Below are 15,358 nucleotides of genomic sequence, written 5' to 3' on the forward strand. Positions count from 1 at the left end.
TTTTAGAACAAGGATCAAACGAACAATCCAAAATCGTAAATCAGAGGAGTTACTTATGTTTAAAAATCATGATCTCGTACCCGACTATACTTTTAAAGAGATCCGGTATGAACTCAAGCCCATCAAGAGATCGTCCGGTCAATCGGTTGAAGGTTTATACGTTGCATGGGTCACTCTCAACAACCCTTCGCAGCTTAATTCATACACCACATTGATGGTCAAAGAAGTGATATTGGCATTCCGTAAAGCGTCCAATTCCCGCGACGTGGTTGCCGTAGTTTTTACCGGTGAAGGCAATCGGGCATTCTGCACCGGTGGAAACACGAAAGAATACGCCGAGTACTACGCTGGCCAGCCCGACGAGTATCGCCAATACATGCGCTTGTTCAACGACATGGTCACCACGATTATGCACTGCGATAAACCGGTGATCAGCCGCGTCAACGGCATGCGTATCGCAGGCGGACAGGAAATAGGAATGGCGTGCGACTTCACCGTAGCGAGCGACCTCGCCGTATTCGGCCAGGCCGGGCCAAAACACGGTTCCGTTCCGGACGGCGGTTCCACCGACTTTTTACCTTTATTTGTCGGAATTGAAAATGCGATGCTCAGTTGTACTTTATGCGAACTCTGGTCTGCGCACAAAGCATACCGTTTGGGATTGATAACCGACGTGCTGCCCGCTCTGAAAAAAGATGGAAAATTTATTCCTAATCCGTTGGTTGTCACCGACCGTTGGCTCGACGAAATGGGCAAGATCGTGCACGGAAATTTCAAGGCCGGCGAAGAAAAAGAGCTCGCAAAAAAACTTATGGCTACTTGCGAAACCGATCTCTCGTTATTGGACAAGCGGATCGATCAGCTTGTAGAATCATTGATGATGACCGTTCCGGGCTGTTTGACTAAAACGTTGGAATCTATGCGAAAACACAAGCTCGCGCACTGGGATAAGAACCGCGAAAGCAACCGCGCCTGGTTGGGCCTCAATATGATGAATGAAGGCCGCGCCGGATTCAGGGCATTCAACGAGGGTACGAAAGAAAATCGCGAAGTGGATTTCATCAAACTGCGTCAATTACTCGCCCAGGGAGAAAAGTGGAGTGAAAAACTCATTGAAGAAGTTCTGCCAAAGGGAAAATAAAAAGCTTTCTCGCTGATAAGCGCAGAACAGCAATCTGCGAAAATCAGTGCGATCTGCGGGAGATACTTAACACAAACATTAAAATTTAAAAAACACCATGAGCGCTTATATGAAGATCAAAGTGGAATCTCGCTTCGACGAACAAGTTACTTTCATTTATCTAACCAACGGCAAAGGTAACATCGTTGACAAAGAGATGATGCGGGAGATCATTCACGCGATCGACATTGCCGCCGAAGATATCCGCACCAAAGCGCTCGTTTTTTCCGGTAGCGGCGATCATTTCTCATTTGGTGCGAGTGTGCCTGAACATCAAAAAGAGCAGGCTGCGGAAATGTTGAGTACGTTTCATTCTATGTTCAGACGCTTATGCGAGGCCGGAATTCCGACCATCGCGCTTGTGCGCGGTCAATGTCTGGGCGGCGGGATGGAACTGGCCGCATTCTGTAATTGGGTCATCGCCGCAGAAAATGCACATTTTGGCCAACCTGAGATCGGCCTGGGAGTCTTTGCGCCGGTGGCATCTTTGCTTCTGCCGTATTTGGTTGCGCAATCGGCTGCCGATGACCTGTTGCTCGCAGGACATTTTATTTCTGCGACACGCGCCCGTGATATTGGATTGGTTAATACCGTGAGCGCCGATCCGGCAAGAGACGTGGACATTTTGCTGGAACAACATATTCTTACAAAGAGCGGAATCGCTTTACGAATGGCGGTCAAGGCAGCGCGGTTTCAGTTTTATCAATCGTTCCTTCGCGATATTCAGATTTTGGAATCCATGTACGTTAACGATCTCATGGCTACGCATGACGCCAACGAAGGCATCGCGGCATTCATGGAAAAACGTAAACCCGTTTGGAAAAATACATGATCAAGATAGATCTTAAGGACAAGGTCGTTGTTATCACCGGCGCGGCGAGCGGCATCGGGCGTTCGACCGCAGAAGTTTTTATTCGGGCAGGCGCGTCCGTTGTCGGCCTGGATATTAAGATTCCGGCGGAATCTTTGAAAGGCGCTCGATTTCTTGAAGTCAATGTAGCCAACTCGAACGACGTTGAGAAATGTTTCCAAAACATTTTGGAAACCGAAGGGCACATTGATTGCCTCGTTAACAATGCAGGCATTTCAAAAGATGCGCCGGTTTGGAAAATGACCGAATCCATGTGGGATGATGTGATCGATGTAAATCTAAAAGGCGCGTTTAATTGTATTCACCATGTAGCGCCGCACTTTCGCGAACAGCAATCGGGAAAGATTGTCAATGTCGCATCCATCAACGGCATGCGCGGCAAATTTGGACTGGCAAATTATGCCGCATCGAAGGCGGGTATTATCGGACTCACGAAAGCCGTTGCCACCGAACTGGCTCGTTATCGCGTTAATGTGAACGCTGTTGCTCCGGGCCTAATCGCCACGCCGCTGGTGATGTCCATGACGCCCGAGGCTTTGGCGAAATCAAAATCGGAGATTCTACTCGGAGAGCCGGGCCAACCTGAGGATGTTGCCAATACCGTCGTTTTTTTGTGTTCCGATCTTGCAAAGCACATAACCGGCGAAATAATTAAGATCGACGGCGGACAGTATATATGATGAGAAAAGATGTAATCAGTATGAATCTGTTCTATTAGTGTAATCCGTGTTCTATTGAATGGAGGAAAATTATGACGTTTATCGAAAAATGCCATGGACAGACCCTTGATGAAATATTGTATTTGTGCCGTGAATTCAGCGAAGATCCGACGTATCCGACAGTAAAACAATGGAGAGAGGCCGGCGGAAAAGTTGTAGGACATTTTCAGGTTTATTTTCCTGAAGAGATCGCGCATGCCGCGGGGCTTCTTCCGGTTAAAGTTACCGGCGCGCAACTGGAAGGCATAGGCGCTGAATCGCATTTCGGGTCTTACCTATGTTCCGTCATCAAGACTTCACTTGAGCTCTCTATGTCCCATAACCTCGATCTCGATATGTTCGTCTCTCATCCGATCTGCGATGCGGCGCGAAATCTCGCTGCCATCTGGGGCCGGAATTTTCCGTACAAAAGCCAGATCCTCTATTTGCCGCAGAATCCGAATTCAAATCATTCGATCGAATACTTGCGCAATGAATACGACCGCTTGAAGCAGGACATTGAAAATGTTGCCGGAAGAAAAGTCAGCGATGATGATTTGAGACATTCTATTACGGTTTATAATGAAAGCCGGAATTGGATGAAAGAACTCTACGATATCAAACGCGATACGCCCTGGCAGATCGACGCTGAAGACGCCTATGCTCTGGTTGCCATGGCGGGTTTTTTGCCGAGAGAAGAACATAACGAGCTCATGTGCATAGTATTGCCGTTGATTCATGATCGTTCAAGATACGCTCAGGACAAGATGCGGGTCGTATTTGAAGGCGGGTTTTGCGAACAGCCGCCGTTAGATCTTATCCAAACGATCGGACGCTCATGTTATCTCGTGGATGACGACTTGCTTATTGGACTTCGGTATATACTGGACGAAGTTCCGGCCACGGGCGATCCTTTACTTCAACTGGCCACAGCCTATATTGAAAACTCATCCTATAGCCCCGTTCAGCATGATCTGCGCAAACCCAAAGAAAAAATGCTTCTTCAGCGTTTTAAAAATGCCCGCGCCGATGCGGTAATTTTAGCGGCGGCAAAGATGTGCGAGCCCGGACTGGAGGAGCAGGTGGCATATAGCAAGGCGTTGGACGAACACAAAATCCCCTATTTTATCAGCGAATTTGAGGAAAATCAGAACGCGTTTGACCATATCAGCATTCAGCTCGAAACATTTGTCGAAAATTTAATCTTTCAATAGAGGAAACATCATGAGTGAAACTTTATCTAACGAAACGATTGTCGGGCGCGGTGCGCGTGACGGTGCAGACCTGTTCCGAAACTGGTTCGCCGAATTATCTGACGCGGCGGAAACGGGCCGGCCGTCGGCCTACGTTTTTGTCATGGGCAGCCTGAATGAAATTTTGAAATCATTTGATTTTCCGGTTGTATTTCCGGAGATCAATTCGCTTCAAACCGCCGTACGCAGAATCTCCGGCGAATACCTGACCGAGGCGGAAGATTACGGTTACTCCCCTGATATTTGCGGATACGTTAAAGCAGATGTTGCGGTTCAGCTTCGGGGCGGTAAACACCCGATGGGAACCATACCGAAACCTTCAATGGCTGTGTTGACCAATGCGTGTAACACGTATATCAAGTGGGCGGAAATTTGGGAACGCATGTATCAAATCCCGATAGTGACCATTGACGTTCCTGGGACACGTGGAAAGAAAATATTACGCGCACAGGATGACAGCCATTTTGAGAATGATCGTAAGTATGTACTTGCACAGTTGAAAGAATTAATTACGGTGTGCGAAAAAGTCAGCGGGAAAAAATTTGATATCGATAGATTTCGTGAAGTGCTTTCCTATGCAAACGATATGAGCCGCGCATGGAAAGAGATATTATTATGCAACGAGTCCCGGCCGTCCGTTTTTAACGCCCTAACCGACGGAACTATTTTTCTCGGAGTGGCCAATGGATTCAGAGGGACACGTGAAGGAAGCCGTTACTTCAAAGACCTTGCGGAGGAAATGCGCTACAAAGTCAGTGAGAGAATCGGAACTCTTACCGAGGAAAAATATCGTCTGGCATTTGTTGGTGTACCGTGTTATCCGATTTTCAGGAAATTTAATGAGTATTTTTCGCTTTGGGGCGGAAGTTTTGTTCACTCCACTTATTTATGGTTTGCCTCCGGCGGAACCAACCTCGGTTTTGAATACGATCTCGAGCACCCGCTGGAAAGCCTTGCGGAAGGATTACTCGTGTCGGTGCGCGATGCGATGGACAGCATGTTTCATCAAGACCAGGCCTTGTTACAAATGATGGAAACCTACGCAATCGAAGGGGTTGTATATCATCCGATCAAGAGCTGCCGAACCGTTTCGACAGGGCTGGCCGATGGGCGTAAGCATTTGTTAGCAGAGCGGGACGTCGCCACTTTATTTTTGGAATCGGATATGATGGATAAACGCGTAGTATCTGAAGCACAAATGAAAAACAGAATTGACGCTTTTTTTGAAGGACTGGCATCGCGGCGAACTATCGCAGCAGCACAACTATAGGAGGTCGAGTAATGGCATATGCAGCAGGAGTGGATGTCGGTTCCACTCAAACAAAAGCAGTGATTATCGATGAGCGCCGCCGTATCGTGCAGCGATCGCTCATTGACACCGGCGCGAATGTGACCATGGCCGCAGAAAACGCTTTCAAGCAGGCGGTTGAACTTGCCGGTATAGGCGAACAGGAAGTGGAGTTTGTTATCGGCACTGGCTATGGACGATACAAGGTCACCTTCGGTAATAAGCAAATCACCGAAATAAGTTGTCACGGACGCGGCGCCGTTCACATGTTTCCGAAGACCCGCACCGTGCTCGATATGGGCGGCCAGGACAGCAAAGCTATTCGTGTGAACGATAAGGGCGAGATCATAGATTTCTGCATGAACGACAAATGTGCGGCAGGAACCGGAAGGTTTCTCGGCGCGGCGGCGGTAACGCTGGATATTCCGCTGGATAATTTAGGCCCTACCGCACTGCTTGCTCAGCGAAGCGTGCGCATCAGCACTACATGTACGGTTTTCGCGGAATCTGAGATATTGTCCTGGCTTGGGAAAGGAAAAAAAGTCGAAGATATTCTATGGGGCGTTCATCAGTCTATTGCATCACGATCCACCGGACTCTTAAAGAGAGTGGGAGTTGAAGATGAAGTCTCGTTTACCGGAGGTGTTGCGAAAAACACGGGAATGATAAAAGCGCTAGAGGAAAGCCTTCAACATAAAATCAATATCAGCGAAGACTCTCATTATATGGGCGCTCTTGGTGCGGCTTTGTTTGCGATGGATCATATTATTGCAAGCCGGAAGCCTCATGCAAAGGAGGCCGTATGAAATACACAGCAGGATTGGATATGGGATCAACGTATATCAAAGCGGTAATCTTGTCTGAGGATCAGTCCATTTTCGGCAAGGCCATGGCGCCTACAGGATCAAAACTGGTCGAGACGTCGGAATCGGTTCTCGCAGAAGCCATTCGCTCAGCCGGACTTATTAGAGAGAACATAAAATACATTATCACTACCGGCTACGGCCGCCACATGGTTCCGTTTCGAGATCTTCAGGTCACTGACCTGACCGCCTCGGCTCGCGGTTCACAGATGCTTTTTCCGACAACTCGCACTATTCTCGACATTGGCGGTCAGACGATGAAGGCTACGCGCGTTGACGATAAAGGAAAAGTCGTCACGTTTCGCCTCAATGACAAGTGCGCGGCCGGCACAGGCGCTTTTCTAGAGAAGACGGCCCGGTATATGGGGTACAGTACTTCGGATATAGGCTCGCTGCTGCATTTGTCAAAGCAGAAAGTTCCAATCTCAGGCGTGTGTGCTGTATTTGCGGAATCGGAGGTCATCAGTCATTTATCCGAAGGTGTTCCGCCGGAAGATATTATGTACGGCGCCATTTCGTCGCTGACAGATCGATCCGTACAGCTTCTCACAAGAATTAAAGCAGAGCCAACCTACATTCTGATCGGCGGTATCTTGAGATGGGATACCATGGCACGATCGATCGGAAACCAATTGACCGGAACGGTGAATGTTCCAGACGGAGATCTGCCGCAATATGTTACCGCGACGGGCGCCGCATTGCTTGGGCATTTACGATTACATCAAATTGAGAAAACAGCGACTATAACTGCATAATACTATGATAACCGCCATTCAAATTCTGGTTCAGGAACACCGCGTCATTGAGTCTATGTTGTTATGTCTTGAACGTCTTGTTGACAATATGCAACGTCAGAAGAAATTGGATAGCGCATACGCACTGACTATTATCACATTTCTCCGTGAATTCGCGGATGCTTGTCATCACGGGAAAGAGGAAGATGTTTTATTTAAATTTTCAGATGCTAAAACGGGAGGGCATGGGCCTGTTGAAGTTCTGATAGAAGAACATTCTCAAGGCAGGGGCTATGTCGGAGAAATGATTAAAAGCCTGAATAAAGCGGGGGAAGGCGATCCTCATGCAATAAGCGTATTCAGTGACAATGCGCTTGATCTCACTGATATGCTGCGCCGACACATAGAGCGGGAAGACAAAGTGGTGTTTCCGATGATCGAAGAACTCTGCCAATCGGAAGATGCGGAAAAACTGTGGAAAGATTGTGTTGCAGTTGAAAAGGATGCCGGGGGAAATCGTCACAAGGAATTTATTACTTCCGCAAAATCATGTTGTAACTATTTTAATGTTCCGTTCCCTGAAAAAAGTATATCTGAACTAGTTATTCAATTCGCCTAGTATGTATACATCGCAAAACACAAAATTGCCGATTCTTGGACAAAAAAACCACGATGGCGGTTCGGGCTGTACGTATGAAGACGAAACGCTTATAAAGGAAGGATGGGAACGAAGATTTATAGCGGACGAACGAATGGCTAAAGATTCTGAAGCAACGTATCTCGATTTAGGTTATGAAGTGAAACGCGTTCCTTTTGACAGCGGCTCTATGTCTGAAGATTGCCATGGATGCGAGATAGTTGTAAAAAAATTTTGTGTCTTGTACACGCGAAAACTTTCTAAAATGAAGCAATATAAATCAGACTGATAAGGATTAGGTATACAATGGAAATCCTTTAGCCAATTCTACCACTTCCTGCCTTATTTTATCTAATGCTATTTCACTATCTGCCTGTTTGATAGCGCGGTCAATAAAATCTGCTATTTTTTTCATTTCCGACTCCTTCATTCCGCGCGTGGTCAAAGCTGCCGTGCCGATACGGATCCCGCTCGTTACGAACGGCGATTGAGTGTCAAAAGGAACCATGTTTTTATTAACCGTAATTCCTGCATGCTCGAGAATATTTTCTGCTTTTTTGCCTGTAATATGCTTCCGGGTCAGATCGACCAGTATGAGATGATTATCCGTTCCGCCTGAAACGAGGTCGTAGCCCAAGTCAACCAACGTTTGCGCAAGAGCCTGGGCGTTTGACACAACTTGTTTAGCGTAAACTTTGAATGACGGCTGCAGCGCTTCTTTGAATGCAACCGCTTTGGCGGCGATAATATGCATCAATGGTCCGCCCTGAATTCCAGGCATTACGGTACTATCTAGAATTTCAGACATCATTTTAACTCTGCCGGATTTAGGCGCAGTAATTCCAAGACGGTTTTCAAAATCTTTCCCCATCAAAATTAGGCCTGAACGTGGGCCGCGCAACGTTTTATGCGTTGTCGTCGTTACAAAATCACAATGCGGTATTGGACTCGGATGAATCCCGGCCGCTATGAGCCCAGCCGGATGCGCCATATCGGACATGAGATACGCTCCAATTTCATCGGCAATCTCTCGAAATTTTTCATATTCAATAAACCGAGGATAAGCGCTGGCGCCGGCGATGATCAGTTTGGGTTTATGTTCACGAGCAACTTTGAAAAGTTCGTCATAATCAATTCGTCCGGTTTCTTTCTTCACCCCGTATGCCACAACTTTGTACATTTTTCCGGAAAAATTTACAGGACTCCCGTGAGTCAAATGTCCGCCATGAGCGAGATTCATACCCATGATGGTATCGCCAGGCTGCAATATCGTAAAATATACCGCCATGTTCGCCTGACTTCCTGAATGCGGCTGAACATTGGCGTAGTCGCATTTAAATAATTCTTTCGCCCTTTCACGCGCGATATTTTCCGCGATGTCAACGAACTCGCACCCGCCATAGTACCGATTCCCGGGATAACCTTCCGCATATTTATTCGTCAAAACCGTTCCTGCCGCTTCCATTACGGCCTGGCTGACAAAGTTTTCCGAAGCGATCATTTCCAGCGTCGTGTTCTGACGGGTTTTCTCGCTAATTATGGTTTTAAAAATTTCCGGATCTTGCTTTTCTATAAATTGCATTTTTACCTTTCAAAAAATTCAATAGAACCCGGTGTTTTCATCAGGGTAATATTTTGCAAATTTTTTGCTTCACAATCAATATCTACTATAAAAAAACCTCGAATATATATTCGAGGTTTTGTGAATTAGCTTGAAACAATTAAGGCAGAGCGGGCGGGCTTGCAAAAGAAGCCGTTCCGCTTTCTTTTTTCTTCAGCAATAGAAAAGCCCCGGCGCCTCCGCCAATGGCTAAACCTCCAAGAACCCACCAAATCGTATTACTCTCTAATTTAATTTTCATCGGCTCCAGTCCGGCAAATATTCTTGCTATGTTCCTCATGACTTGAACTAGACCTTCGGTAGGGCCGATATAGTCTTGTTTGGAAGAATTGATAACCTTTCCGGTTTCCACTTCAATAAGCCTGACGTCAACCGTGTAAGTCCTGCCAACTTTCCCAATGGTGCCAATAGCTACTTGTTCCGCGCTCAAAAGCTTTCCTGCTTTCGCCGCGTTGGATTCGCTCAGTTCAGATATCGAGAAATCCTGTTCTTTTAGGAGGGCATCCATTTGCGAGCGCTCTATCAGATCGAATTTTTTTAACTCCTGCATTTCGCTTCGTAATCGGTCCGATAAGGCCGCGGCTTCCGATTTCAATATTCCTCCACTTACCTGTAGATCCAAAACCGCAACTACCGGCTTATTATCCTTACTTTTTTCTTGGGCGACCAGACGGGTCGGGATGAAAACCGTTGAACCAATCTGCAAATTAAAGAACATAACTGCAATTGTAACGGCGATAGGTCTGTTCAATTTATTCATACTCAATCCTTTTTCACATTTATAAGCACGTTTTTGAAATTTCTTATAAAATTACTTAACAAAAATCATTTTATGAGTTTGCGTAAATGCTTTTTTGGCATTAGCAGTTCTGACTTCAAGGCGATAGAAATACATCCCGCTGGCTACACCAATACCATAATCATTCCTTCCATCCCATAACACGCTGTATGATGCCGCCGTTTGTTCTGAATTGACCAATGTCCTTACCTTCTGACCCAGCGCATTGTATACGATCAGCTGCACCCGTGCAGATTGCGGAAGTCCATACTTAATCGTTGTCGTCGGATTGAAAGGGTTCGGATAGTTTTGTGTCAAATAGAATGACGCGGGTATGGTCAATATTTCTGTTGACTCAATGTACTGTTTCGTTCCAACAAGCAGACGGTAATGATGTGTTTCATTTGCCGAAACAGACAATACCACCTTCTGCTCAGTTTTAAGATCGATCTTAGTGGCCCGATCCCGATCTACAAGGACGATTTCACGATTAGCCGACACGGTTTCAATTCCAGTCCAGGCTAGCTCAACGGTTTGCTTACCCGATGCCGCCTTTATTTCAAAATCCCAGTAATTTCCATCCTGACTTATAGATTTGAATTCTGAATTGAGATAGATTCTTTGATCATTAACAAATTGCAGTTGTACTTCATCTCGACTAAGCACAGGTAATAGTTGTTTATCAAAACGATCCATGCCTATCTGAGCATCCTGTAATTCGCCTAAACGATAAGTTGAAAAATCGTCATCACTTTCAGGTTTTAGTTTCAATGCAATTATATATTCTTTTAAACCTAAATTATTTTTTTCCGGCAATCGAGTTTTTTGTGATGGCGAAACTTTTCCTGCTGCAGTTGCATTGAGTGCCGGGTAATAGAGTGTGAAACTGCCGCTATCGGGATCTGAGTAATAAAAGTAGCCTTTCCATGGTTCCAGTTTTAGATCAAGCGCTTGTTCCTGGTCAACGTATTTGAATCGCCCGTTGTCCAGTACCACAAGATTGGTAAGATCAATTTTGTCGTTTAGATTTGCTATAACCAACCACGAAATATCAAACGTATAGGGATTGGAAATCATATTCCATCCGCTATTAATCAGTGTTATTGCCTCTTCAGGTGTAACGGTTTTTCCGGTTCCGGAGTTGAGTATTTTTGGTTTTCGAGTAATGCATAAGTACGACTGGCCGGAATTAATTGTACCAAAAGATCCATCAGAGGCTTTGATGAATTGACTGTTGTCATACCGATACAATTGCCAATCGCCCTTATCCCCCAGTTCCCCCATATTGCTTGCACCAAAAGCTCCCTGCGGGGTTTTGTCATTCAACGTTATGGGAAATGAAACCAGGCGATAAGCTTTGTTAGATGTGCCGCCCGGAAGCGTTAATGTGCTGCTGCTGTTTAGACCCGGCGCAGATTTTACAGACACGCTAAGTGCATAAGGATTGAATTCTCCATCATCCGGAAATTGAACGATCGTTGTGCCGGAACTTATTTGTACAAAAAACTCCAGACCGGCCTCAGTAATTTCGTCGGATGGAATAGTAGCTCTAAGAACTGCATTGGGGCCGGCAATCCCGGATTTTGGCATCATAGAGCGCTGCTTGTAACCTGCATTGCCGCTCCCGGTTGCCCTATATTTGAGAATACCGGTCAAATCGGAGACGTTGATTTTTTGAAGGGTTATGTCGATGCTTAAATCATTATTCAGTTGTGGGTCTACTGCGGAAGCGTCAAACGAGATCGCAGAACCCGTTCCTAAGATTTTGAATGTGTGGAGAGAATCTTTATTGTTATTGAGAAAGTTGTATGCGTTGCTGCGAATGACCAAATTGTCTTCATAAGATTTATTTGAATCAGGTGTAAAACTAATCGTTATAGGTATCGTCCGACTGGGCGGCACTGTCAATTGAGTGCTGTCCGTTCCGTTAACATCAGCGATATTGAAATTTGCTCCGCTTTGCAAATAAATATCACTGATGTACAGCGCATCATCACCGGTATTGGCTAGCACAAAACTGGCTGTCTGCGTTGCATTGAGCAGCACGCCACGAACATCCAAAGAATCGCCTTTGAGATTGGTCGTGATTCGAGCGGCTTTGGTATTGCCTGTTAACCGGGTCGTCAAGACAACGGCGCTATCACCAAAACCGGTTGATGCCCTAACTCTGTATACCGCCCGAAGTGTGGCCTCTTTGATTCCTAAAGTCTGAGGCGTAAATACGACCGGCACTTGTAATACAGATTTTAATTGAACAACATAATGCCCCTGAATATTTTGAATTCTGAAACTTCCGGAAAGATCACCACTGATTCCGATTGAATCCAGATCTAGATTCGCGGTTCCTGTGTTGTAGAAATTGACTAATAGGGCAGCGGAGTCTGATGCAACCGAAGTGGGTAACGAAGCTACTGCGGTGTCTCTCGTTACAATGGCCGTCTGTGTCAGTGTCCAAATGCCGTTATTCGCTGCCGCGTAGACCAACACATTATTGCTGTTGTCGCGTAAAGTTACCAGATTAGCTACCCGAAGCTGATCAACCGGCGATTCCGTAATTTCTGCCCAATGCACATTATTAGCAAAGCTCGTTTTGTATATGCGCCGAAAACCTGAATTGTTCCCATAAGTCTCTATAAGCAAGTAATACCCATCCTCACCGGTAAAGAGATTTTGGATTACTCCGCCTGTGGGAATAAGATTCAATATGGATGAACTGACATCCTCAAATTGGTATAGCTGAGGTCCGTGCTCCAGGCTCCCGAATTCCAGACGATTGCCTTGTCTCCAAACAAGAATGTTATTTCTAAGATCAGGATTACGATCTATTACGAAATTCTGAATTGTATTGCTTGCATCCGTATAAACCAGGCTCCATGTCGAACTTTGTCCATATGGCATATAATAGATTTTATCATCCGTCGATGCAAAAATTCGTGTGAACTGACGTATTTGATCGTAATACGCTGCAACGTGTTTTACCTTATGGCCGATAAATGGCGTCATATCAAGGGTCTGCCAGGACTTTCCAAAATTGGAACTAACTACTACTGCTCCGTTTGGGCTTGAATTGGATCCGACCGCTGCAACCATTCCAATGGGCGAAGCTACTCCAAAAGAATAATGAAAACTGACTGCATCCACGACGAGATTCATACTCCCTGGAAAATCGACGGAATCCCAAGGTACCGGTTGTCTGGTATCAAAAATCTTGCCGTTTTGCAGCACATAACGCGAGGTGTCATCGCCGTCAGTCGAATTATTCGGCCCCTGATAATAATCGAAAGTTCGGATATCGTTATTAGGTCCTATACCCGTAATGGTCAAATAGTCGGCGCCGTAATTTAAACTTCCTATAAGATCCTGTGTTCCTGTTTGGGCAACAATGAAAGGCCCATTAGCAAAAAGAATTTTCTTTATGTCATTCGCATTCAGGCCGATAGTAATTTCTGTCAGGCTTACGACACCCGAACTCGTGATAATCATTTTTGTAGCATTTTTATCATAATTTGCATAGAAGCGTCCCGTATCAGCCGGCGATCTGACAAAGGTACCCCCACGGATCATATTCAAATCACCTTGAGCAGATAGCAACTGGTACCAAGATGCACCGCCATTATTGGTCTTTAGTAAACCGATGGGTGAGGCAACGACGTGCTCGGGCGACCCAATCTCTCGTTGCTGCCAACTAAAAAAATTGGATTGAACATAACCGGCAGTTAATCCTTTATTCGAAGCATACGTGACCGTCCACAAAGCGCCTCCGTTATTACTGCGAAGTATTTTCGTGCTGTCTGCACGTCCAATAAGAATGTGTACTGTGGACGTTATGTTCTGTTCAACATATATTTTTGCGATTCGCCATCCTGGCATTAAATTCAATAAAGGCGTCCCAAAATCGACTCCGCCATTCTCAGATGAAAAAAGTTCGGTTCCCGATGCCGCATACATCTTACCGGACGGGTTTTGAGGATCAAAGGCAAATGCGGTCAACAAATTAAGAGAATCTCCTAAAGTTCTCACCTTTTGCCAACTTTTTCCGCCATTCAAACTCTTGTAAAGTTTCTCCGTATCAAAGGTAAATAGCTGTGTGGGATTAAGAGGATTGATCTGTATGTCATTAATAAATCCGATGTGCTCTGTTCCTATAGTAGTCAACGATTGGCTCCATGAAACGCCTTCATCAATTGAATAAAATATGTTGCCATTACCGGTTCCTGCATAGATGCGGCCGCTATTGGATGAATCAACAATAAGTTTAGTGATATAATCCTGAACATTAGTCAGAAAAACCCATGATTGGCCTTCATTAACCGTCTTGTATATCTGACCTGATCGTGTTCCGGCATACATTACCGCCGGATTTTTAAAATCAATAGCCATTGCATCATAATCCCCTCCGTCCGGACCAAGATTGACCCAGCTTGTTTGGGATTGGGCCTGATTTGCCAGAGCCCAGAAGAAAAAGCAAAAGAGTGTAAATCGTAGTTTTGTAGCAAGTGGCATATTCTTCTCCTCAAGAGTTGAATCTTTAAATAGTTTTAATGAATTTGTTTTAGAATGGATAAGAACTTATTATGTATACAATCAAGAGAGGTGTGAATATAGAGAACTAAGTAAAATAGCCCGTGTATGCGCTATTGTCAAGATGAAAATGACCAACGGTTTAATAAAAAACCCGGAAAGTTTATAACTTTCCGGGTTTCAAATATTCTTTTAACGTTTTTATTAGTATTGGATCTTAACTTCTTTTTCTTTGCCGTCAGCATCCTTGAAACGAATGATGATTTCTTCTTTCAGATCTCCGGCATCCGGAATATCCGACTCTTTAGTTTCTTCAACCGTGATTTCGCCGGCTTTCGTTGATCTGCCGGTTTGGCCTGCGCTGACGTTGGAAGTTTGATTTGTGATTTTATTGGTAATTTCTATCAAACCTTCAAGTCCGACGATCGTTGTTCCGCCGGTACCTTCCATGACCCAAAACTCAGTTCCCTTGACAGACGCCACTGATGTCGGCGTTGCAACCTGGAACGAACCTTTTTGTTTGGAAACCTTGACGAAAAGTTCTCCGACATCCATGACAAGCTGTTTGCTGATGGATTTGCCTTCATACGTTCCTTGAATTTTCAGGATCGAATTCGGTTTGACTTTGACGATGCTTTTGTCATCCAGGAACATCACCGCTGCATACCCGTCGCCGCTCGTTTTGACTTCATCCCCTGAAAACAGGCGGGAACCTTTGCTCAGAGTCGACCAGCTTTTTCCAGTTTTAGATTGTGCTTTGCCCAACGCTTTCACGACAAAAGCGACAGCTTTGTTATCGTTGGCCTGAGCCAAATAAACAGTGGCACCAATCGTGATCGATGCGACCACGAAAACAGCCACGAATTTAAAAATTAGATTTTTCATAATGATCTTTACTCCAATTGCTATTATTT

13 protein-coding genes are annotated in these 15,358 nt (G+C 45.4%); 9 read left to right on the forward strand and 4 right to left on the reverse strand.

Features of this window, described 5'->3' with window-relative positions; all coding sequences use genetic code 11:
- The first annotated feature begins 55 nt into the window (after positions 1–55).
- The 9 genes from oah (at position 56) to F9K33_03555 (ending at position 7,813) form a co-directional block, all read left to right on the forward strand.
- Positions 56–1,141 carry a 6-oxocyclohex-1-ene-1-carbonyl-CoA hydratase gene (oah, locus tag F9K33_03515; protein KAB2880835.1) on the forward strand — a complete coding sequence of 362 codons (1,086 nt, stop codon included), beginning with the start codon at positions 56–58 and terminating at the stop codon, positions 1,139–1,141.
- A 97-nt stretch (positions 1,142–1,238) separates the two neighbouring features.
- Positions 1,239–2,012 (forward strand): cyclohexa-1,5-dienecarbonyl-CoA hydratase, encoded by a 774-nt coding sequence (locus tag F9K33_03520; protein ID KAB2880836.1) that lies wholly within the window; start codon positions 1,239–1,241, stop codon positions 2,010–2,012.
- Positions 2,013–2,017: 5 nt separating this feature from the next.
- Positions 2,018–2,731, forward strand: coding sequence for an SDR family oxidoreductase (locus tag F9K33_03525; protein KAB2880892.1), 714 nt, complete (start codon positions 2,018–2,020; stop codon positions 2,729–2,731).
- Positions 2,732–2,802: 71 nt separating this feature from the next.
- Positions 2,803–3,963: a hypothetical protein gene (locus tag F9K33_03530; GenBank protein ID KAB2880837.1), complete on the forward strand. Its 1,161-nt coding sequence runs from the start codon at positions 2,803–2,805 to the stop codon at positions 3,961–3,963.
- 10 nt (positions 3,964–3,973) lie between these two features.
- Positions 3,974–5,272 carry a hypothetical protein gene (locus tag F9K33_03535; protein ID KAB2880838.1) on the forward strand — a complete coding sequence of 433 codons (1,299 nt, stop codon included), beginning with the start codon at positions 3,974–3,976 and terminating at the stop codon, positions 5,270–5,272.
- A gap of 11 nt (positions 5,273–5,283) precedes the next feature.
- The gene (locus tag F9K33_03540; protein KAB2880839.1) at positions 5,284–6,096 is read left to right on the forward strand and encodes a 2-hydroxyglutaryl-CoA dehydratase; all 813 of its coding nucleotides are present in this window, start codon (positions 5,284–5,286) and stop codon (positions 6,094–6,096) included.
- Positions 6,093–6,908 (forward strand): 2-hydroxyglutaryl-CoA dehydratase, encoded by an 816-nt coding sequence (locus tag F9K33_03545; GenBank protein ID KAB2880840.1) that lies wholly within the window; start codon positions 6,093–6,095, stop codon positions 6,906–6,908. The genes F9K33_03540 and F9K33_03545 overlap by 4 nt, the downstream gene beginning before the upstream one ends.
- 4 nt (positions 6,909–6,912) lie before the next feature.
- The gene (locus F9K33_03550) at positions 6,913–7,506 is read left to right on the forward strand and encodes a hypothetical protein (GenBank protein ID KAB2880841.1); all 594 of its coding nucleotides are present in this window, start codon (positions 6,913–6,915) and stop codon (positions 7,504–7,506) included.
- 1 nt (position 7,507) lies between these two features.
- Positions 7,508–7,813 carry a hypothetical protein gene (locus F9K33_03555; GenBank protein ID KAB2880842.1) on the forward strand — a complete coding sequence of 102 codons (306 nt, stop codon included), beginning with the start codon at positions 7,508–7,510 and terminating at the stop codon, positions 7,811–7,813.
- A gap of 6 nt (positions 7,814–7,819) precedes the next feature.
- On the opposite strand, the gene F9K33_03560 is transcribed toward F9K33_03555, so the two are convergent.
- From F9K33_03560 to F9K33_03575, 4 genes are all read right to left on the reverse strand, one after another.
- Positions 7,820–9,106 (reverse strand): serine hydroxymethyltransferase, encoded by a 1,287-nt coding sequence (locus F9K33_03560; GenBank protein KAB2880843.1) that lies wholly within the window; start codon positions 9,104–9,106, stop codon positions 7,820–7,822.
- A 139-nt stretch (positions 9,107–9,245) separates the two neighbouring features.
- Positions 9,246–9,905, reverse strand: a complete 660-nt coding sequence (locus F9K33_03565) for an LPXTG cell wall anchor domain-containing protein (protein ID KAB2880844.1) — start codon at positions 9,903–9,905, stop codon at positions 9,246–9,248.
- 51 nt (positions 9,906–9,956) lie between these two features.
- Complete coding sequence (locus F9K33_03570; GenBank protein KAB2880845.1) at positions 9,957–14,426, reverse strand: choice-of-anchor D domain-containing protein; 4,470 nt, start codon at positions 14,424–14,426, stop codon at positions 9,957–9,959.
- A gap of 222 nt (positions 14,427–14,648) precedes the next feature.
- On the reverse strand, positions 14,649–15,329 hold the full coding sequence (locus F9K33_03575) for a FecR domain-containing protein (protein KAB2880846.1): 681 nt from the start codon (positions 15,327–15,329) through the stop codon (positions 14,649–14,651).
- Between the last annotated feature and the right edge of the window lie 29 nt (positions 15,330–15,358).

The organism is bacterium (genome assembly GCA_008933615.1).
In the GTDB taxonomy this organism is placed as follows: domain Bacteria; phylum CLD3; class CLD3; order SB21; family SB21; genus SB21.

What these genes read in the sequence shown, in the direction of transcription:
- oah (KAB2880835.1), top strand. Translation starts at nt 56, where the DNA reads ATGTTTAAAAATCATGATCTCGTACCCGACTATACTTTTAAAGAGATC.
- F9K33_03520 (KAB2880836.1), top strand. Translation starts at nt 1,239, where the DNA reads ATGAGCGCTTATATGAAGATCAAAGTGGAATCTCGCTTCGACGAACAA.
- F9K33_03530 (KAB2880837.1), top strand. Translation starts at nt 2,803, where the DNA reads ATGACGTTTATCGAAAAATGCCATGGACAGACCCTTGATGAAATATTG.
- F9K33_03535 (KAB2880838.1), top strand. Translation starts at nt 3,974, where the DNA reads ATGAGTGAAACTTTATCTAACGAAACGATTGTCGGGCGCGGTGCGCGT.
- F9K33_03540 (KAB2880839.1), top strand. Translation starts at nt 5,284, where the DNA reads ATGGCATATGCAGCAGGAGTGGATGTCGGTTCCACTCAAACAAAAGCA.
- F9K33_03545 (KAB2880840.1), top strand. Translation starts at nt 6,093, where the DNA reads ATGAAATACACAGCAGGATTGGATATGGGATCAACGTATATCAAAGCG.
- F9K33_03550 (KAB2880841.1), top strand. Translation starts at nt 6,913, where the DNA reads ATGATAACCGCCATTCAAATTCTGGTTCAGGAACACCGCGTCATTGAG.
- F9K33_03555 (KAB2880842.1), top strand. Translation starts at nt 7,508, where the DNA reads ATGTATACATCGCAAAACACAAAATTGCCGATTCTTGGACAAAAAAAC.
- F9K33_03560 (KAB2880843.1), bottom strand. Translation starts at nt 9,106, where the DNA reads ATGCAATTTATAGAAAAGCAAGATCCGGAAATTTTTAAAACCATAATT.
- F9K33_03565 (KAB2880844.1), bottom strand. Translation starts at nt 9,905, where the DNA reads ATGAATAAATTGAACAGACCTATCGCCGTTACAATTGCAGTTATGTTC.
- F9K33_03570 (KAB2880845.1), bottom strand. Translation starts at nt 14,426, where the DNA reads ATGCCACTTGCTACAAAACTACGATTTACACTCTTTTGCTTTTTCTTC.
- F9K33_03575 (KAB2880846.1), bottom strand. Translation starts at nt 15,329, where the DNA reads ATGAAAAATCTAATTTTTAAATTCGTGGCTGTTTTCGTGGTCGCATCG.